The sequence below is a fragment of the Herbaspirillum sp. VT-16-41 genome (assembly GCF_001994935.1).
GTDB classification, from domain to species: Bacteria; Pseudomonadota; Gammaproteobacteria; order Burkholderiales; family Burkholderiaceae_D; genus Herbaspirillum; species Herbaspirillum frisingense.
In genome coordinates, this window is sequence record NZ_MUXB01000107.1 from 1 (window position 1) to 19529 (window position 19529).

Annotated in this window: 15 protein-coding genes; 9 read left to right on the plus strand and 6 right to left on the minus strand. The window is 59.8% G+C overall.

Annotated elements, in window-relative coordinates:
• The 3 genes from BTM36_RS13660 to BTM36_RS13670 form a co-directional block, all read right to left on the minus strand.
• Positions 1-441 (minus strand): ABC transporter ATP-binding protein (locus tag BTM36_RS13660; protein WP_139347151.1); only part of this gene is annotated, 441 nt, incomplete at its 3' end.
• A gap of 213 nt (positions 442-654) precedes the next feature.
• Complete coding sequence (locus tag BTM36_RS13665) at positions 655-2274, minus strand: GMC family oxidoreductase (protein WP_077236720.1); 1620 nt, start codon at positions 2272-2274, stop codon at positions 655-657.
• A gap of 156 nt (positions 2275-2430) precedes the next feature.
• On the minus strand, positions 2431-3942 hold the full coding sequence (locus tag BTM36_RS13670; protein WP_006463439.1) for a CoA-acylating methylmalonate-semialdehyde dehydrogenase: 1512 nt from the start codon (positions 3940-3942) through the stop codon (positions 2431-2433).
• Between the two features lie 283 nt (positions 3943-4225).
• On the opposite strand from BTM36_RS13670, the gene BTM36_RS13675 reads away from it, so the two are divergent.
• Entirely contained in the window at positions 4226-5110 is an 885-nt protein-coding gene (locus BTM36_RS13675; RefSeq protein WP_077236721.1) for a LysR family transcriptional regulator, read from the plus strand.
• Between the two features lie 466 nt (positions 5111-5576).
• Positions 5577-5882, plus strand: coding sequence for a 2Fe-2S iron-sulfur cluster-binding protein (locus tag BTM36_RS13680; protein WP_006463441.1), 306 nt, complete (start codon positions 5577-5579; stop codon positions 5880-5882).
• 777 nt (positions 5883-6659) lie between these two features.
• Here the strand turns inward: BTM36_RS13680 and BTM36_RS13685 are convergent.
• Entirely contained in the window at positions 6660-8708 is a 2049-nt protein-coding gene (locus BTM36_RS13685) for an AsmA family protein (protein WP_077236722.1), read from the minus strand.
• Positions 8709-8839: 131 nt separating this feature from the next.
• Complete coding sequence (locus tag BTM36_RS13690) at positions 8840-9799, minus strand: LysR family transcriptional regulator (RefSeq protein WP_006463443.1); 960 nt, start codon at positions 9797-9799, stop codon at positions 8840-8842.
• A gap of 177 nt (positions 9800-9976) precedes the next feature.
• Between BTM36_RS13690 and BTM36_RS13695 the strand changes: the two genes are divergently transcribed.
• From BTM36_RS13695 to gyrB, 6 genes are all read left to right on the plus strand, one after another.
• Positions 9977-10210 (plus strand): hypothetical protein, encoded by a 234-nt coding sequence (locus tag BTM36_RS13695; protein WP_006463444.1) that lies wholly within the window; start codon positions 9977-9979, stop codon positions 10208-10210.
• Between the two features lie 591 nt (positions 10211-10801).
• The gene (locus BTM36_RS13700; RefSeq protein ID WP_006463445.1) at positions 10802-11119 is read left to right on the plus strand and encodes a hypothetical protein; all 318 of its coding nucleotides are present in this window, start codon (positions 10802-10804) and stop codon (positions 11117-11119) included.
• Positions 11120-11334: 215 nt separating this feature from the next.
• Positions 11335-12102: a class II glutamine amidotransferase gene (locus BTM36_RS13705; protein ID WP_077236723.1), complete on the plus strand. Its 768-nt coding sequence runs from the start codon at positions 11335-11337 to the stop codon at positions 12100-12102.
• A gap of 362 nt (positions 12103-12464) precedes the next feature.
• Positions 12465-13865 (plus strand): chromosomal replication initiator protein DnaA, encoded by a 1401-nt coding sequence (gene dnaA / locus BTM36_RS13710; protein ID WP_077236724.1) that lies wholly within the window; start codon positions 12465-12467, stop codon positions 13863-13865.
• Between the two features lie 638 nt (positions 13866-14503).
• The gene (dnaN, locus tag BTM36_RS13715) at positions 14504-15610 is read left to right on the plus strand and encodes a DNA polymerase III subunit beta (protein WP_077236725.1); all 1107 of its coding nucleotides are present in this window, start codon (positions 14504-14506) and stop codon (positions 15608-15610) included.
• A gap of 135 nt (positions 15611-15745) precedes the next feature.
• Entirely contained in the window at positions 15746-18244 is a 2499-nt protein-coding gene (gyrB, locus tag BTM36_RS13720; RefSeq protein WP_006463449.1) for a DNA topoisomerase (ATP-hydrolyzing) subunit B, read from the plus strand.
• 121 nt (positions 18245-18365) lie between these two features.
• Here the strand turns inward: gyrB and BTM36_RS13725 are convergent, their stop codons facing one another.
• Positions 18366-19040, minus strand: a complete 675-nt coding sequence (locus BTM36_RS13725; protein WP_139347153.1) for a hypothetical protein — start codon at positions 19038-19040, stop codon at positions 18366-18368.
• A 268-nt stretch (positions 19041-19308) separates the two neighbouring features.
• Between BTM36_RS13725 and BTM36_RS29760 the strand changes: the two genes are divergently transcribed.
• The gene (locus BTM36_RS29760) at positions 19309-19518 is read left to right on the plus strand and encodes a helix-turn-helix transcriptional regulator (protein ID WP_077236727.1); all 210 of its coding nucleotides are present in this window, start codon (positions 19309-19311) and stop codon (positions 19516-19518) included.
• Positions 19519-19529 lie beyond the last annotated feature (11 nt).

A 19529-nucleotide genomic window follows, 5' to 3' on the forward strand; every position in this document is an offset into this window, starting at 1 on the left:
CACCGTGGTGGTGTGGGCGAAACCGGTGAGGTCCACTTCTTCCAGCAGCTGCATGGCACGCTCGTCGAGCTGCTTCAAGCTCTCGCCGTTCTTCCAGAAATGGAAGGAGGTACCGAGCTTGCGCTGCAGGCCGATGCGCACGTTTTCCAGCACGCTCATGTGCGGGAAGACGGCGGAAATCTGGAAGGAACGGATGATGCCCTGGCGCGCGATCTGCGCCGGTGCATCCATGGTGATGTCTTTGCCGTTGAACAGGATCTGGCCCGAGGTCGGTACCAGGAACTTGGTCAGCAAGTTGAAACAGGTGGTCTTGCCGGCGCCATTGGGGCCGATCAATGCATGAATATGGCCGCGCTCAATTTGCAGGTTGACCGCGCTCACTGCCGTGAAACCCTTGAATTCCTTCGTCAGGTTTCGTGTCTCCAGAATGACGTCTGTCATGGTCTCTTCTTTCCCTTTGATGCCCGCGCCGGTTGATCCGGTCGTCAAGGCCTGCCTGCTGCGGTTGGCCGGCATCTTGTGGATGCAGGCGCCGCCGTTTTCTACCTGGCGAATCGAGAAGCTCGTTTTAATATTTGGCGCATAGTAGCCGGTTCGTACCATTCATACAATACGTATAAACACCGTATCCGCCAGCGGCTGAGAATACCCCGTTTACGCCCGGGAAAGCAGGCTGGAAGCGACTTTCTCGGCAATCATGACGGTCGGCGAATTGGTATTGCCGGAGGTGATGGAGGGCATCACGGAGGCATCGGCCACGCTCAGTCCCGACACCCCGCGCACGCGGCAATGCGCGTCCACGACGGCGGCGGCATCGTCGCTGCGCCCCATGCGGCAGGTGCCGACCGGATGGAAGATGGTGGTGCCCACGTCACCGGCGGCGCGGCGCAGATCCTCTTCGCTCTGGTACTGCACGCCAGGCTTGTACTCCTCGGGCCGATAGCGTGCCAGGGCGGGAGAGGCGGCGATGCGCCGGGTCAGGCGCAGGGCGTCGGCGGCGACCTTCAGGTCTTCTTCGGTGGACAGATAGTTGGTGGTGATGCGCGGCGCCAGCGCGTGATCGGTGGAGGCCAGGCGCACGTGACCGCGCGAGGTCGGACGCAGGTTGCACACGCTGGCCGTGAAGGCCGGGAAGGCATGCAGCGGATCGCCGAATTTTTCCAGCGACAGCGGCTGCACGTGGTACTGCAGATTGGCGCTGGCCTGCTGCGCGTCGGACCGGGCAAAGGCGCCCAGCTGCGAAGGCGCCATCGACATCGGGCCACTTTGCATCAACAGGTATTCCAGTCCGATCTTCATCTTCCCGAAGAGGGTCGAGGCCATGGCATTGAGGGTCCTGGTGCCGTTGACCTTGAACACCATGCGCATCTGCAGGTGATCCTGCAAATTCTCGCCCACGCCGGCCAGGGCCTGGACCACCGGGATCTGGTGCTGCTGCAACAGTGCAGGCGCACCGATGCCCGACATCTGCAGGATATGCGGCGAGCCGATGGCGCCGGCGCACAGGATGGTCTCCTTGGCCTCGGCCAGCCACTCGCTGCCACCACCGGTGAATTCGACGCCGGTGCAGACCGGTCCGTTGGCGCCCTGCTCCATGCGCAGCTTCCTGACGTGCGAGCCGGTCATGATGGTCAGGCTGCCATCCTTCATGGCGGGCCGCAGGAAGGCCTTGGAAGCGTTCCAGCGCACGCCGCGCTTCTGGTTGACGTCGAAGTAGCCACAGCCCTCGTTGTCGCCCCGGTTGAAGTCATCAAGCTTGGGGATACCGTTCTCGGCGGCGGCGTCGCGGAAGGCGTCCAGGATGTCCCAGCGCAGGCGCTGCTTCTCCACCCGCCACTCGCCCCCGGCGCCGTGGAATTCGCTCTCGCCCAGGTGGTAGTCCTCGCTCTTGCGGAACAAGGGCAGCACCTGGTTCCAGCGCCAGCTGTCGTCGCCGGTGACGTCCGCCCAGTGCTCGTAGTCACGCGCCTGACCGCGCATGTAGATCATGCCGTTGATGGAAGAACAGCCGCCCAGCACCTTGCCACGCGGGTAGATCAGGCTGCGCCCGTTCAGGCCGGGATCGGCCTCGGTACGGAACATCCAGTCGGTGCGCGGATTGTTGATGCAGTAGAGATAGCCCACCGGAATATGGATCCAGATGTAATCGTCCTTGGCGCCCGCTTCGATCAGCAGCACCTTCTTGCCGGTCTTCCTGGACAGCCGGTTGGCCATGACGCAGCCGGCCGTCCCGGCGCCGATGATGATGTAGTCGTATTGCCCTGCCGATTGCATGTTGTCTCCGCTATGTTCTTGTTCTTGCCGTTGAGTTGCTTCGGCCGTTCGGCCTGAGTAGTCGCGTAGCGACGTATCGAAGGTGCGTCTACGGTGAATCTTCGATACGCGCCTGCGGCGCTACTCAGTCCGAACGGTCGGTATTGCCTCGTCGGCTTACTTGGCCACCGGCATGGTGAACTCCGCCCCCTTGCCGATCGTCGCCGACCAGCGCTGCATGATGGACTTGTAGCGCGTATAGAAGCGGATGCCCTCCTCGCCATAGGCATGGGTATCGCCAAAGAGCGACCGCTTCCAGCCGCCGAAGGAATGCCAAGCCATCGGCACCGGGATGGGCACGTTGATGCCCACCATGCCGACCTGGATGCGGCGCGAGAACTCGTGCGCCGTATTGCCATCGGCGGTGAACAGCGACACACCGTTGCCATATTCGTGGGCGTTGATCAGCTGCACGGCCGAGGCGAAGTCCGGCACCCGCACCACGCACAGCACGGGGCCGAAGATTTCTTCCTGGTAGATCTTCATGTCGGTGCCGACGTTGTCGAAGAGCGTACCGCCGATGAAGAAACCTTCTTCATGGCCCGGCACCTTCAGGCCGCGGCCATCGACCAGCAGCTTGGCGCCGGCATCCACACCGCTCTGGATATAGCCTTCTACCTTGGCCTTGTGGGCCGCGGTCACCAGCGGGCCCATCTCGGCATCGTCTTCCATGCCGTTCTTGACCTTCAAGGCCTTCACGCGCGGGATCAGGGCGTCCACCAGCTTGTCGGCCACGCTGCCCACGGCCACCGCCACCGAGATCGCCATGCAGCGCTCGCCAGCCGAGCCATAGGCCGCGCCGATGAGCGCATCCACAGCCTGCTCCAGGTTGGCGTCAGGCATGACCACCAGGTGGTTCTTGGCGCCGCCCAGGGCCTGCGCGCGCAGCGGGAAGGTGCCGGCACGTTCGGTGGCCTTGCGATAGATGTATTCGGCAATCGGGGTGGAACCGACGAAGGAGACCGCCTGCACCTCAGGATGCTCCAGCAGCGCATCCACCGCCACCTTGTCACCCTGCACCACGTTGAAGACGCCATCGGGCAGGCCGGCGCGCTTGAACAGTTCAGCCAGCATCAGCGAAGGTGAAGGATCACGCTCGGAGGGCTTGAGCACGAAGCTGTTGCCGGTGGCGATCGCAATCGGCGCCATCCACAGCGGCACCATCACCGGGAAGTTGAATGGCGTGATGCCGGCCGTCACGCCCAGCGGCTGGCGCAGGTTCCAGTTGTCGATACCGCCGCCGATGTTGTCGGTGAACTGGGTCTTGAGCAATTGCGGGATACCGGTGGCGAATTCGACGATTTCCAGGCCACGCGTCACCTCCCCTTTCGCATCCGAGAACACCTTGCCATGTTCCAGCGTGATGGCGCGGGCCAGGGCATCGTGGTTCTGCTCGATCAACTCCTTGAACTTGAACAGCACACGGGCGCGCTTCAGGGGCGCGGTCTCGGCCCAGGCCGGTGCGGCGGCACTGGCAGCGGCCACTGCAGCGTTGACTTCGGCCACCGATGCCAGCGACACCTTGGCTGCGACGGCGCCGGTAGCCGGATTGAAGACATCCTGGCTGCGACCGCTTTCCGAACGCGAAAGCTGGCCGTTGATGAAGTGGTCGATGTGCGGGAGGCTCATAAGTTTTCCTTTGGTGTTGTCGATGTCGGGTGAAGGTGCCGTCTCCTGCGCCTTCCTGCGATGCGTCGACCAGGTCGGGGTCGGCATGGAACCGCAAGAATAGTCCTCGCCCGAGCCCGCATCCAATGAGGAATTATCAAGAGCAATATAAAGGATGCTTATAATCCGTCTTTATTGTTCACATACTACCCACACGATTCCCACAAGCTATTCACCAGGATATCCACGGCCTTATCCACAAGTGTGGCAAGCCAAAATAGACCAGTGATCGCTGGAGATGATGATGGATCTGACGCAATTACGTGCATTTATCTCGGTTGCCCATGAAGGTAACCTGACCCGGGCCGCTGAAAAGCTGCATCTGACCCAACCCGCTGTCAGTCTGCAGATCAAGGGGCTGCAGGAAAGCCTGGGCCTGCAATTGTTCAATCGCAGTGCATCCGGCATGGTCTTGACGGTGGAAGGCAATACCTTGCTGCCGCTGGCCGAGCGTATCCTGGCCGATGTCCAGGAATTGCGGCGGCACGCCAGCGGGCTACGCTCCAGTGACGATGTCCTGACCGGAACACTGGCCATCGGCACCATCCTCGATCCGGAATTCATCCGTCTCGGGGCTTTCCTGAAGCTGCTGGTCGAACATCATCCGCGCCTGTCGACCCAGCTATCGCATCACATGTCGGGATCGGTCCTCAACGAAGTGCGGGCCGGCCATCTGGACGTCGGTTATTTCCTGGGCGATCCCGGCAAGGGCTTCCACGCCATGACGCTGACCTCCTTCACCTACAACGTCATCGCCCCGGCGGGATGGAAGAACCGGGTCTCGGGCAAAAGCTGGAAGGAACTGGCACGCCTGCCCTGGATCTGGACCCCGGCAGAATCAGCACATCATCGCCTATTAAGCCGTATCTTCGCGCAACATCAATCAAAACCGCACACGGTTGCATTGGTGGACCAGGAGTCATCGATGCTGGATCTGGTCAAGTCCGGTGTCGGACTGTCCCTGGCGCGCGAGTCGATTGCCTTGAACCAGGCACAGGCGCATGGTCTGGTCATCGCGGATGCGGTCGAGTTGTCCACTGAGTTGAGTTTTATTTCATTAGAAAAAAGACAACACGAAGATGCCATCAAGGCAGTGTTTCAACTATTACAAGAAGTTTGGCAAGCCTGATGAATTGAAATATCGACCAGAAAGCGGCGTTGCCGATACTAATGATGTATCTGCATGGCAACAAACTGTTTGATCTCACCGTTTTCCTGCCGAACCCAAAGGGCTGTCGTGCCGCTATATGCCTTTGCCAAGGGCTTTTTGCCTGGTTTGGGTGTTTGAAAGCCAAGTTTTTGGAAAGATGTCCACCGCGTGCGCTCTTCTGCTCTTTTAATTTAGATGTGGATATATATAAGTAGTAGTAGTAGTTAACGTCGTAAAAAACTGTGGATAACTCGGTTTACACGAAAAAAATCAAGTATTTAGCTTTTTGATAAACGCTTGGTAAGCTTATGCACATCAAAGGCACAGATTCTGGACAAAAAATCGGAGGTGGATGAATTATCCAGATATACCCAAAGCGCCCAGCAGATATGCAAAGACTTATCCACAGACGCCTTCAAACCCTGACCAAACCGACAAGACCGAGATGACAGAAGCCAAACGCTACCGGGTTGTCCTGCAGCCCTCGGGTTTGCAATTTGAACAAGTACCGCATCTTTCCTTGTTGCAATCGGGACTTGCCGCCGGCATCCGCATGCCCAACTCCTGCCGCAATGGCAGCTGCCGGACCTGTATGTGCAAACTGTCCACAGGCGAAATCGCCTACCAGATCGAATGGCCCGGGCTGACCCGGGAGGAAAAGGACGAGGGCTGGCTGCTTCCCTGTGTCGCGGAGGCCCGCAGTGACCTGGTGTTGCATGTGCCGGATGCGGTTTCGCTGCGCGGCGACTGATTTATCCACCGCCGATTTCTGCGAACGGCGGCAATTGGCTCTTTTCACCCTGGCTTGTGGATAAAAAAGCTTCCCAGGCATCCCATTTGCCCACAGGCGGCGCGATCTGCCTGCGGTGACCTGCCCCCTGCATTGATTTTGGACGTTCTCCGTGGCGAGGCTCTGACGGCCCGTGCCTGGCAGAGACCGATATCACCGCCTTTTCCAGCCGTGTGTGATTCCCCTATCTGGTAAACCCAAGTGAGTGGGGCCTGCCCTGCTGGCAGTGAGGTGTGCGCCGCGAAAGCGCGCGCACTTAGGCTTTATATCTAAGCTGTTTATAAGATTAGTAGTGATGGTTAACGTCAGCGGTTTACTGTGGATAACTTGGTTTACTGGCGAAAAATCAATTGATTGCGCGCGGGATAAACACAAGGGCAAACTCTGTATGAAGCAATCACCAATCTTGGATAAAAATTCGGCTTTGGATAACTTTTCGAGTTTTCCCCAATCGATGAAAAAGTTATTCAGAACTTTATCCACAGGCGAATCGAATTTGGGGGAATGACGGGCTTGGAAACGGCAAAAGTGACGAAGTGGGTGAAATCGGTCATTTGGTCACCGATTTCGGGCTTTGACGGGGTAGTGATGGGGGTAAAGCGGGGGAATTTGTCTTGTAATGGCAACGACGCCCAAGGCGGTCAATTCCACTGTTGCGAAAAACGTGGCTAAAACGAGGCGGGGGCAGGAAAGTTATCCCCTGCCCCCGCCGATAAAACAACAGTATTTTCGTGCTGCCTATTTTTTGGGCGCCACCTTCCCGGAGGCACTCTTGCCTGGTGGCGGCGCCTGCGGCGCCTTCTTCACTTCTTCGAGCAGATGATCGCAGTCGGCCTTCTGGTCGCCGTCGACATTGATCAGGGGCAGGATGGCCGTCACTGGTGCCAGCAGGCCCAGCGCCACCGCACCGCCCGCCCGCAAGGCCAGCACCCCTTTGTTCACGCCCACGTCCGGATCCTTGAAGCTGCCCTTCACGTACAACGGCGAGCGCAGCGAGATGATGCGCAGGCCCTTGCTGCGTGGATGCACGTTCAGGTCCAGCAATTCGCGCTTCATGTCGATGTCGCCGTCCACGACGATCAGGGCGTCTTCGGTGTCCAGCAACAAGGTCTTCACCTGCATCACGCCGTCCTGCACCGGCAGGTCGCCGGCCAGGCAGTTCAGCTTCACCTCCTTGTCGCCGAACAGCTTGCTGATGACCACGTTGCCCACATTGAGCCCGGCGGCCTCCAGCAGGAACTTGCTGATCGCACCCTTGTTGACCAAAGTCTTCACTTCGCCATTGGCCGAGCCCAGCATGGCGGCGACCGAGTTGCCGGTGGCCGACAGCCTGGCGTCGCCGTTGATCTCGCCGAAGCTGGTGCGCGAGGCATCGAGCTGGGGATACAGCTTCTGGATCTTCAGGTTGCGGGCGGCCAGTTTCAGCTCCGATTTCATTTGCGCCGCCTGGCCGTCAAGCCGGATGGTGGAGCGCAGATTGCCGCCGGCCATGCCGAAGTTGAGCGGGTCCAGGCTCAAGACCTTGTCCTTCAGGATGAGGTGGGCCTGCAGGTCGGTGATCGGCAAGTCCTTCTGCCGGATGATGCGCTTGCCGGTGAAACGCACATCGGCATCCAGCGCGCCCCAGGCCTCGGTGCTGAAGGTCTTCACCGGCAGCGCCTTGTTGCCAGGCTGGCGTTCCTCTGCGCCACGCTGCGCCTTCTCGGCATTTGAGTCTGCGCCGATCAGCGGTGCCAGGTCATCGAAGCGCAGCACATTGGAGGTCAGCGCCCCCGTCAGTTGTGGACGCGCGCCGCCGGTGACGTAATCCAGGCTGCCGTTGAGATCGCTGTCCCCCACCTTGCCGCTGAAGTCCTGGTAGTGCCACTGACTGCCGCTCTCGCCGATCTTGCCCAGCAGATGGCCTTCGGTGGCGAAGGGCGGCGTTTCCGGCAACAGGATGCCGGTCAGCGGATACAGGTTGCCCATGCTGGCCCCGGCTACCGACAGCCGCAGGTCCAGCGCAGCCAGTTCGGCCGGTTTGGTGAGCGTACCCTGGATACCGATGCTGGTCTTGCCCACCTTGACCTGGGCCTGCAGCGGATACGGCTGCTGCTGGTCCTGCAGCGAGAGCACCCCGCCGGCCTTGCCCTGCCCGCTCACCGGGGCGCCGTTGAAGGTGCCGCCGAGCTTCCAGCCCAGTCCGTAGAGCTTCTCCTTGTCCGGATCCAGGGTGTCGATATCGGCCTTGATATTGATCTTTTGCACAGCATCGTCCAGTGCCAGCTTGCCCTGGCTGAGACTGATGCGGCCCAGGCTGAGCTGCCAGGCAGAGGGTGCACTGTTGTTGCTGGCGAACGTCCAGTTGTTCACAGCCTGACGGTTGCGCAGCAAGGAAACCGAGGGCGCCTGTACCTCCAGCGAAGGCAGGGAAATCTTATGCACAAGCAGCGGCAGCGGATTGAGGGTGAAGCTGACCAGGCGCACCGTTGCCATCTGGCCAGCGCTGCTGAAGGTCGCAGGATTGCCGACCCGGATATCCTCCGCCTGCAGCCGGGGCCACGGCACCCAGCGCGCCCAGAAGCCCGGTGGCGCCGCACCTGGGGTGGCGTCCGTGCCAGCGCGCTGCCAGTGCAGGGAGAGATTGCCGTCGATGGCGAACTCGCGCCCGATCGCGGTCGAGACGCGTTCGTTGATCCAGGGTTTTGCCCGGTTCCAGTCGAAGGTGAGGATGAAAATGACCGCGGCGGCGATCAGGATGAGCAGACTGGCAAGCAGCCAGAGCAGGATTTTGGTCAGGCGCGACATCGCTTCGGCGTCCCCTATGGAGGGTTATCAACATGCGCCAATGCCCGCCGACAGCGGCTTTCCCGCGCGCCAGTCTCCATGGCGCCTGTGGATTGATCAGACCGGGAAAGCCGTTTGCTGCCAGCGCCGCATCAGCGCTTCATGTTGATACGACCGAATTCGTCATGTGTTGTTGCAGACAAGTGAGCTCGCAGCCACTTATGGGCCGGATTACGGGCGTCGCGTTCATGCCACAACATATCCACATGCTCTTCCGGCGTCTGGAATGGAAGCTCCTTCACCACCAGCACCTCGGCCATGCCGGTGGCGGCCACCAGGTGGCGCGGCAGCACGGTGATGAGCTCCGAACTGGCCACGATGCGACCGGCCGTGAAGAACTGGTTCACCGTCAGCAGGATCTTGCGCTCCCGGTTCATGCCGGCCAGCACGTCGTCGATCACCGCGTGCGGCTTGCCCGACAGGCTCACCAGCAGGTGGTCGGCGCTGCAATAGCTGTCCAGCGTCAGCGGTTGGCCGGCCAGCGGGTGGTTCTTGTGCATCACGCAGACATATTGCCCGGTGTAGAGCCGGGCATGGCTGATCTGGCTCTTGGCCATGCCCTGGCCATCGGCCAGCTGTGCAGTCACGCCGGGGAAAAAGCCCACGGCCAGGTCGATATCCCCGCGCAACAGCATGGCACGTGGGTCACGCGTGGTCAGCGGCATCATCCGGATCTTGATGCGGGGGGCGTCGCGCATGATGGTGCGCACCAGCGAGGGCAGCCACAGCGCGGCCGTGGCATCCACCATGGCCATGCGGAAGGTGTTCTGGGCGCGCGAGATATCGAAGCTCTCCGGCGCGATCACCGCTTCCAGCTCCGACAGGGCCCGGCGTACGGTGGGCCACAGTTCCTCGGCGCGGGGCGTGGGCTTGACGCCATGAGCGGTGCGGATCACCAGATCGTCATTGAGCGTGTCGCGCAGCCGGCGTAGCGCATTGGAGACAGCCGGCTGGGTCATGGCCAGCAAGTTGGCCGCACGCGTCAGATTCTGCTCGGTCATGACGGCGTCGAATACGCGCAACAGGTTCAGGTCCAGGGTGAGAAAGCTCATGGGGCGGGCCTTTGCGGCAGGAAGGAAGTCGTGGGGGCGGCAGATGAGCGCGGGTGATCGCCGGCTGAAATATTATTCACAGATTATATAACTGATATCCGAAACGGAAAGTGGTCAAACAAATGTGAGTTCTCTACACTGCAATGCAACATAACACACAACGTCAAGGATCGAATCATGGCAACCATCGCACAAAGCACCAACAGCACCTTCAAGAGCAAGTTCGCCGCCGTCATGCGCAACATCTTCATCCACTTCGTCAAGGCCCACGAGCTGCAAGCCGTTGCTCTGGTCGCCGCCGAACAGGATCGCGCATCGGGCACCCGCCAGCTGAACCGCATGGCCGACAAGTTCGAAGCCACCCAGCCGAACCTGGCTGCTGAACTGCGCTTCATCGCTTCGCGCGGTTAATCGAAGGTTTCTGCTTCACCAGATTCAGGTTTTACCCGTCGCGCATGACACTTGCGTGACGCTGGCATCAGGTCCTGGAGACCGGTGCCGGTATCAAGGATTTCGGTAGTTCCGGCGCGTACGGCGCTTATGTTGACGCTGATTCGATCAACGCGTCAGGACACCGATCCGTTGTCTCCTCCTCCCTCTTTAGGAAGGATTAACCCCGTAGGCCATGCCTGCGGGGTTTTTTTTTCGTGCATTGCGAACAGGTTGTTCACCATCGGCGACGACTTCCGTTCGAGATATTCACAGGCCCTTCGCGCTCAGTCAAACGGCGTTGCAAATTTGCCGCACAGTGGTCAGACAAGCCATCGCCATCTTGCCAGCCGGCTAATGTAAAAAATGCAATGAAGGCCAGCCATCAAGGGTTTGCGGGAGATTGTCCGGTGCTTGCTGGTCGCTGAAGACCTATATTCACAAACCCTATATCTGATATGAGAACTCTAAAGTAGTCATACAGGAGGCCAAACTGCATACTGCGACGCAACAACAGTGAACTTGAACGCCGCGCAGTCGTGTCGCGGCCTGATTATCAGAGGTAGAAATATCATGTCCTTCCTGAACCTGGCCTTTCCTGCTGAAGCAGCCCTGCCCTTCGCGCAATCCCTGATGGGCATGCTGGTGGCGTATATCCGCCCGGCACTGGGTCTGGGCGCACTGGTCACGCTGGTCATGGTGTTCAAGCCGCTGATCCTGGGTCTGGCGCAAGCCGCCGTCCTGCTGGTCAAGCCGCGCAAGTCGCTGGAGCAACGCATCCTGGCGCACAAGTTCAGCGGCAAGCGCATGCTCAACCGCATGGCCAACGAATACAGCATGACCCAACCGAATTTTGCAGCCGAGCTGCGCAACATGGCCGCGCGCGACTGAAGTCCGGTCCCCGCATGTGGTGCGACCTCTGATCCGTCTTCTGGTCGTTTTGTAGTTTTGTAGTACGTACTGTGTCTCCTCCTCCCTCTTTAGGAAGGATTAGCCCCGCCAGCGCAAGCTCGCGGGGCTTTTTTTATCCACAGCCCGGACCCGGGCCGGCGGCAACGTGATAACTTGTTCACCCGCCAACCTTCACAGCATTTCCGCAACACATCATGTGCCAGCTCCTCGGGATGAACTGCAATACCCCCACCGACATCGTCTTCAGCTTCACCGGCTTTGCCACCCGGGGCGGCCTGACCGACCACCACCGCGATGGCTGGGGCATTGCCTTCTTCGAGGGCTCGGGCGTGCGCACCTTCGTCGACCACCAGGCGGCCGTCGATTCCCCCGTGGCCGAACTGATCAAGCGCTACCCGATCAAGTCGCAGCACGTGATTGCCCACATCCGCAAGGCCACCCAGGGCCGTGTCACACTGGCCAACTGCCATCCCTTCGTGCGCGAACTGTGGGGACGCTACTGGGTATTTGCCCACAACGGTGACCTGAAGAACTTCACGCCCGAGCTCGATGGTCCCTACCGCCCGGTCGGCACCACCGACAGCGAACTGGCCTTCTGCTACATCCTGCAGGAAATGCGCAAGCGCTTCGGCGACACCCTGCCTCTGCTGGCCGACCTGCGCGCGGCCCTGCGCGAGATCGTCGACGGCATCGCCAGCCACGGCACCTTCAACATGCTGCTCTCGGACGGCTCGGCGCTGTATACGCATTGTTCCACCCATCTCTATTACATCGTCCGCCAGCACCCCTTCACCACCGCCAAGCTGTCCGACGACGACCTCTCGGTCGACTTTGCCCAGGTCACCACGACCAATGACCGGGTTGCCGTGATCGTCACCCAGCCCTTGACCAACAATGAAGTCTGGACCGCTTTCCAGGCTGGTGAAATGAAGGTCTTTGTCGACGGCAACGTGGTCGACTGAGCAAGCCGACTGCCCACCACAGTCACCTGTCCACAGCCAAATCCGCCGCCAAAATCCACTTTTGCACAGGCTGTTACAAAAAAGGCGGGCAGATTGCCCGCCTTGTCTTATCCACAGCTGATGACTCTGTCCCCCTAACACCGCCCGCTCACGGGCTTTCCGGTGTCAGGGTGACGATGCACTGCTGCGTAGCCTGTGGATAGTTCAGATTTTTCAGGGATTTTTGCCGGCCGACCTGTGGATAACTTGGGTTTACCGGAGTAAAATGCGTCCCTCGTTTCGCGCCCGGACGACTTCGTCCATCCAGGCCCGTCCTCCGGACGCGGCAGGCGGGCGCCGCACTTATCCGATAAGAAAGCTTCATGGAAAACTTCTGGCAGGCTTGCTCCCATAAACTCGAGCAGGAGCTGACCCCTCAGCAATACAGCGCTTGGATCAAGCCGCTGGTGCCGCTCGACTTCGAGGATGGGCTCTTGCGCATCGCCGCGCCCAATCGCTTCAAGCTGGACTGGGTCAAGACCCAGTTCGCCAACCGCATCACCGCACTGGCCTGCGAATACTGGGACGCACCGACCGAAGTCCAGTTCGTGCTGGACCCGCGCGGCAACCAGGGCCGGCGCCCGGCCGCCAGCCCGCAAGCGGCCGGCGGCGGCGCCAACGGCCTGGGTTTGCCCAACCACGAACAGTTGCACCTGGATCCCGAACCGGCCCCGCCCGTGCGGGCGGTGGCGCCGCGCCAGGAGCAGTCGCGCATCAACCCGGTCCTGACCTTCGACAACCTGGTCACCGGTAAGGCCAACCAGCTGGCCCGCGCGGCCGCCACCCAGGTCGCCAACAACCCCGGTACCTCGTACAACCCGCTGTTCCTGTATGGCGGCGTGGGCCTGGGTAAGACCCACATCATCCACGCCATCGGCAACCAGGTGCTTGTGGATAACCCGGGCGCCAAGATCCGCTACATCCACGCCGAACAGTACGTGCGCGACGTGGTCACGGCCTACCAGCGCAAGGGTTTCGACGACTTCAAGCGCTATTACCACTCGCTGGACCTGCTGCTCATCGACGATATCCAGTTCTTCGGTGGCAAGAGCCGCACCCAGGAAGAATTCTTCTACGCCTTCGAAGCCCTGATCGCGGCCAAGAAACAGATCATCATCACCAGTGATACCTATCCCAAGGAAATCAGCGGCATGGATGACCGCCTGATCTCCCGCTTCGACTCCGGCCTGACCGTGGCCATCGAGCCGCCCGAGCTGGAGATGCGCGTGGCCATCCTGATGAAGAAGGCCGCCGCCGAGGACGTGGTGCTGTCCGATGACGTCGCCTTCTTCGTCGCCAAGCACTTGCGCTCCAACGTGCGCGAGCTGGAAGGCGCGTTGCGCAAGATCCTGGCCTACTCGCGCTTCCACGGCAAGGACATCACCATCGATGTCGTCAAGGAAGCCCTTAAGGACCTGCTGTCGGTGCAGAACCGCCAGATCTCGGTGGAAAACATCCAGAAGACGGTGGCCGATTTCTTCAACATCAAGGTCGCCGACATGTATTCCAAGAAGCGTCCGGCCAACATCGCCCGCCCGCGCCAGATCGCCATGTACCTGGCCAAGGAGCTGACCCAGAAGAGCCTGCCGGAGATCGGCGACCTCTTCGGCGGCCGCGACCACACCACGGTGTTGCACGCGGTCCGCAAGATCGCCGCCGACCGCGCCAAGAGCCCGGAATGCAACCACGAGCTGCACGTGCTGGAGCAAACCCTCAAGGGTTGATCCAGGCTGCCACCGGCAGCGCCTGTGGATAAGATGACTATGCCGCCCGCGTCCGCGCCGGCGGCATTTTCTTTTCCACAACGAAACTTCCAGGCGCCACCGGCGCGCAAGCCTGTGGATAAAATAACCGGCCCGCATGCGGCGCTTCCTCTGCCCGGGGAGCGGGAATTTTCCCTCCCCAACCACCGGATTTTGATGCCCAGGCGCCCACCCTCCCCCCTGGCGGACTACTCCGAAGAGGGGATGATTGGTACAATGGAAGGCGTTATTTCGCAGGCGGACGCAAGGGCCGGCCACGGAGCAGGAAATCCGCGGGATAGCACGGAAACTTCGAATAAATACCCGGAAACACCCGGCAAAAGTATTCAAATGTTCCAAACGTATAGCCAAGTGTTTCTGGCTGCTCGCCATTGTCTTACCTACCTGGACAATCGCGGGTCGCTGTATCACCAGCTTTGCGGGAACGGATTCCGGACCGGTCGCTTACCGGTCATGCCACATGCAGGAGCGTTGCATATTCAGGCAGGTTGCAGTGCAGACAGCGTTTTTCACCAGAGGAGGAACACGCGCAAGATGGGCATGACGCAAAGCCGGCCGACGGCATCCTTTAAACCATTACTAGCAAGGACAAACTGACTATGCAATTGGTTAAAACCCAACGAGACACGCTCCTGCGTCCTCTGCAGATCGTGAGTGGTATTGTCGAGCGTCGGCACACATTGCCGATTCTGGCCAATATCCTCATCCGCAAGGACGGCGAGAAGGTCTCTTTCCTGTCCACCGACATCGAAGTGCAGATCACCACGCACGCCGACGTCGGCTCCGGCAATGAAACGACCGCCACCACCGTGGCCGCCCGCAAGCTGCTCGACATCCTGCGCGCCCTGCCCGACTCCGGCGAAGTCGCCATTTCCCTCTCCAACAAGCGCCTGACCGTGCAATCGGGCAAGTCCCGCTTCGCGCTGCAGACGCTGGCGGCCGAGGAATTCCCGACAGTCGCCCAGGCCGAGCACTACAACGCCCAGGTGAACCTGCCGCAGAAGACCCTGAAGCACCTGTTCAACATGGTTCACTTCGCCATGGCCCAGCAGGATATCCGTTACTACCTCAACGGCCTGCTGCTGGTGGTCGAAGGCAAGAACGTGATCGCGGTCGCCACCGACGGCCACCGCCTGGCCTTCTGCCAGGTCGAGACCGAGCAGGACTTCCCGCGCCAGGAAGTGATCATCCCGCGCAAGACCATCATCGAACTGCAGCGTCTGCTCGACGACAGCGACGATGAAGTCCAGCTGCAGATCGCCAACAACCAGGTCAAGCTGACCTTCGCTGACATCGAACTTATCTCCAAGCTGGTCGAAGGCAAGTTCCCCGACTACACCCGCGTGGTGCCCAAGGGCTACAAGAACAGCTTCACCATCAGCCGCGACCAGCTGCTGCGCTCGCTGCAACGCGCCGCCATCATGACCAGCGACAAGTTCAAGGGCGTGCGCTGGGTGATCGCCCCCGGCAGCCTGAAGATCAGCTCCACCAACGCCGACCAGGAAGAAGCGGTCGAAGAACTGGAAATCGACTACGGCGGCGACACCGTCGACATCGGTTTCAACGTCAGTTACCTGCTCGACGTGCTCAACAACCTGAAGAACGACTACGTCAACATCGCCCTGGGCGATGCCAATTCCTCGGCCCTGATCACCATCCCCGAGAACGCCGACTTCAAGTACGTCGTCATGCCGATGCGGATCTGAGCAACACCGCTCCATGCGCCCGAGGGGCCGTCCCAGACGGCCCCTCGGTTGCTTTTAAGAATTCCAAGAATCCTCCGACGAATTCCGTTTTTTGCAGTCCCCTAGTCGTTTGGCTAGCAATTTCAGAAGGTAACCATGTCCTCCAGCCCCGCAGACAACACCAATTCCGCGCAACAAAGCTATGGCGCTTCTTCCATCCAGATCCTGGAAGGCCTGGAGGCGGTGCGCAAGCGTCCCGGCATGTACATTGGCGACACCTCTGACGGCACCGGCCTGCACCACCTGGTGTTCGAAGTGCTGGACAACTCCATCGACGAAGCCCTGGCAGGCTACTGCAGCGAGATCCACGTCACCATCCACGCCGACAACTCCATCTCCATCACCGACAACGGCCGCGGCATTCCCACCGGCCTGAAGATGGACGACAAGCACGAACCCAAGCGCTCCGCCGCCGAGATCGTGATGACCGAGTTGCACGCCGGCGGCAAGTTCGACCAGAACTCCTACAAGGTCTCCGGCGGCCTGCACGGCGTGGGCGTGTCCTGCGTGAACGCACTGTCGAAGAAACTGAAGCTGACCATCCGCCGCGACGGCAAGCACTACGCCATGGAATTCGCCAAGGGCATCGTCCAGAACCGCGAACTGGAAATGATCGACGGCGTGCAGGTCTCCCCCATCAAGGTCGTGGGCGAATCCGACAAGCGCGGCACCGAAGTCCACTTCTGGGCCGATGAAGAAATCTTCACCCACGTCGAATTCCACTACGAGATCCTGGCCAAGCGCATCCGCGAACTGTCCTTCCTCAACAACGGCGTGCACATCAAGCTGACCGACCAGCGCACCGGCAAGGAAGAAGACTTCGCCTTCGAAGGTGGCACCCGCGGCTTCGTCGAATACATCAACAAGAACAAGAGCATCCTCAACCCGACCATCTTCCAGGCCACCGGCGAGAAGCAATCCGACCAGGGCACGCTGGTGTCGGTGGACGTCTCCATGCAATGGAACGACGCCTTCAATGAGCAGGTGCTCTGCTTCACCAACAACATCCCCCAGCGTGACGGCGGCACCCACCTGACCGGCCTGCGCGCCGCCATGACCCGCGTCATCAACAAGTACATCGAAGAAAACGATCTCGCCAAGAAGGCCAAGGTCGAAATCTCCGGCGACGACATGCGCGAAGGCCTGACCTGCGTGCTCTCGGTGAAGGTACCGGAACCCAAGTTCAGCTCCCAGACCAAGGACAAGCTGGTCTCCAGCGAAGTGCGCGGCCCCGTGGAAGAAATCGTCGCCAAGACCCTGACCGACTTCCTCGCCGAGAAGCCCAACGACGCCAAGATCATCTGCGGCAAGATCGTCGAAGCCGCCCGCGCCCGCGAAGCCGCCCGCAAGGCCCGCGAACTGACCCGCCGCAAGGGCGTCATGGACGGCCTGGGTTTGTCGTCCAAGCTGGCCGACTGCCAGGAACGCGACCCGGCCCTGTGCGAGCTCTACATCGTCGAGGGTGACTCCGCAGGTGGCTCCGCCAAGCAAGGCCGCGACCGCAAGTTCCAGGCCATCCTGCCGCTGCGCGGCAAGGTGCTGAACGTGGAGAAGGCGCGCTTCGAGAAGATGCTCTCCTCCGAACAGATCACGACCCTCATCGCCACCCTGGGCACCAGCATCGGCGCTGACGAGTTCAACCCGGACAAGCTGCGCTACCACCGCATCATCATCATGACCGATGCCGACGTCGACGGCGCCCACATCCGCACCCTGCTGCTGACCCTGTTCTACCGCCAGATGCCGGCCCTGGTTGAACGCGGCCACATCTACATCGCCCAGCCGCCGCTGTACAAGGTCAAGGCCGGCAAGGACGAGCGCTACCTCAAGGACGACATCGAGGAAGCGCAATACATGATGCAGATCGCCCTGAACGACGCCGAGATCAAGCCCGCCGAAGACGCCCCCGCCATCAGCGGCGATGCCCTGATCGAACTGGCCCGCCAGTACAACACTGCCAACGCCATCATCATGCGCCTGTCGCGCGCCATCGATGACGCCGCCTTGAGCGCCATCATGACCGGCGGCGTGGTGCTGAAGATGGAAAACATCGAACAGGCCACCGCCACCGCGGCCGAACTGAAGAAGGCCATCAACGACAGCAACATCGACGTGCAAGCCCGCGTGGACGAGCTCAGCGAGAAGGTTGCCCTGCACATCCACCGTCGCCAGCACGGCAACATCAAGGCCACCGTGATCGACGCCGACTTCGTCAGCGGCCCCGACTACCAGGTGCTCTCCACTGCCGCCGAGACCTTCAAGGGCCTCATCCGCAAGGGCGCCACGGTGGCCCGTGGCCAGGGCGAAAAGCGCAAGGAATCCGCCATCACCGACTTCCGCCAGGCCATGGGCTGGCTGCGCGACGAAGCCGAGCGCGGCGTCAACAAGCAGCGCTACAAAGGCCTGGGCGAGATGAACCCCGAGCAGCTGTGGGAAACCACCATGGACCCGACCGTGCGCCGTTTGTTGAAGGTGCAGATCGAGGATGCCATTGCGGCTGACCAGATATTCATGACGTTGATGGGCGATGATGTGGAGCCGCGTCGGGCGTTTATTGAATCTAATGCGTTGCAGGCGGGGAACATCGACGTTTGATCTGTCGCTGTTGTCGGGTGACACAGATAATGACCAAAGTGCCAGATAAGTGAAAATCTGTGCCGTCATAAATGACAAAAGCCAACCTCTAGGTTGGCTTTTGCATTTGGAGTTTGGATCGCTAGTATGCGGGCTTGGGAAGCAGATTGTTAATAGCGACAGGTGAGTCCGCCTTCCAATTCCTCGACCCTAAAAGTAGAAAACGGTCGATGGATTTTTCGATCACCTCTTTGTCAATGATGGGGCTATCAACGACGATTGATAACCCAATACCGAAGCGGTAACTCGTATCGACTTGAAACGACTCCCAAATATTCGGGGGAGCGTTCGCGGCAATCTCGTTTGCGACACTTGCGGCATATTCACGGAAGGTTTTATTTCCTAGTTCTACGAAACGTGGTTCCTCTTTGAGTTTCCACTCGTAGGACAGAACTTTTCCACTGCGCGAACGCCGAGCATTCCCGTGTTCAAAGCTCGAAATTTGGCTACGCGCAGTCTCTGTTATGAGTTTCGCCGTGTGCGCGAAAGCTAACTCATCTACCTCGTACCAAAACTCCCGGCGAGCGGTCGTGATTTGGGCATTCCAAATCGTAAAGCGGTCTGCTCCAACAAAATAAAAATCAAACCATTGTCGATCTTCGCGCGATTCGTTCCACTGCAACTCACTGGTGAAGCGTCCGCCAAAGATTGCACGATTACGTTCAATCCCTTTTTTCAATTTGAAGACAGCATCGCCTCGCCGATTTCTGGCAATCGTGATGAATGGTGGCGATGACTTTTTATAGTGGGACTTCATGGCTCTCGAAGGCGACAAGGATTTTTGTAGGGATAGATTACATCAACCTTGCGACACTGGGACAGTCGTTTGACTGTCGCAAAAAAACGATAAGAGCTACAGCCTGTGCATTGATCTTATATGTATCGATCAATGGAAATATATTGCCTCGATCTAGATTTAGAAATTTGCTTATGTAAGCCTTGATCTTGCGCTGAGCCAGGGATTAAGCTGGTCAAAGACCCGTATATTTTCGGCCACATTTGCTATGGACGACGGCGAGATTACGATGACTCCCTTTGCTGACTACTTATTTCAACTACGACGTGCGCGAGGGTTGCGGCAGCATGAGGTAGCAGCACGTCTTGGCCTTGGTGCTGCATATATCAGTGCATTGGAGGCCGCAAGAAAAGAGCCTCCTTCACCCGCGCAGTGTAGTTGCCCCCGCAATTCAGGACACTCAGACATCGTTAAGTTACTGATGCTGCAGCCCGTCTGAACTCGCGAGGC

Coding starts and splice junctions, on each gene's coding strand:
- BTM36_RS13665 (WP_077236720.1), bottom strand. CDS start 2,274: ATGCAATCGGCAGGGCAATACGACTACATCATCATCGGCGCCGGGACG.
- BTM36_RS13670 (WP_006463439.1), bottom strand. CDS start 3,942: ATGAGCCTCCCGCACATCGACCACTTCATCAACGGCCAGCTTTCGCGT.
- BTM36_RS13675 (WP_077236721.1), top strand. CDS start 4,226: ATGGATCTGACGCAATTACGTGCATTTATCTCGGTTGCCCATGAAGGT.
- BTM36_RS13680 (WP_006463441.1), top strand. CDS start 5,577: ATGACAGAAGCCAAACGCTACCGGGTTGTCCTGCAGCCCTCGGGTTTG.
- BTM36_RS13685 (WP_077236722.1), bottom strand. CDS start 8,708: ATGTCGCGCCTGACCAAAATCCTGCTCTGGCTGCTTGCCAGTCTGCTC.
- BTM36_RS13690 (WP_006463443.1), bottom strand. CDS start 9,799: ATGAGCTTTCTCACCCTGGACCTGAACCTGTTGCGCGTATTCGACGCC.
- BTM36_RS13695 (WP_006463444.1), top strand. CDS start 9,977: ATGGCAACCATCGCACAAAGCACCAACAGCACCTTCAAGAGCAAGTTC.
- BTM36_RS13700 (WP_006463445.1), top strand. CDS start 10,802: ATGTCCTTCCTGAACCTGGCCTTTCCTGCTGAAGCAGCCCTGCCCTTC.
- BTM36_RS13705 (WP_077236723.1), top strand. CDS start 11,335: ATGTGCCAGCTCCTCGGGATGAACTGCAATACCCCCACCGACATCGTC.
- dnaA (WP_077236724.1), top strand. CDS start 12,465: ATGGAAAACTTCTGGCAGGCTTGCTCCCATAAACTCGAGCAGGAGCTG.
- dnaN (WP_077236725.1), top strand. CDS start 14,504: ATGCAATTGGTTAAAACCCAACGAGACACGCTCCTGCGTCCTCTGCAG.
- gyrB (WP_006463449.1), top strand. CDS start 15,746: ATGTCCTCCAGCCCCGCAGACAACACCAATTCCGCGCAACAAAGCTAT.
- BTM36_RS13725 (WP_139347153.1), bottom strand. CDS start 19,040: ATGAAGTCCCACTATAAAAAGTCATCGCCACCATTCATCACGATTGCC.
- BTM36_RS29760 (WP_077236727.1), top strand. CDS start 19,309: ATGACTCCCTTTGCTGACTACTTATTTCAACTACGACGTGCGCGAGGG.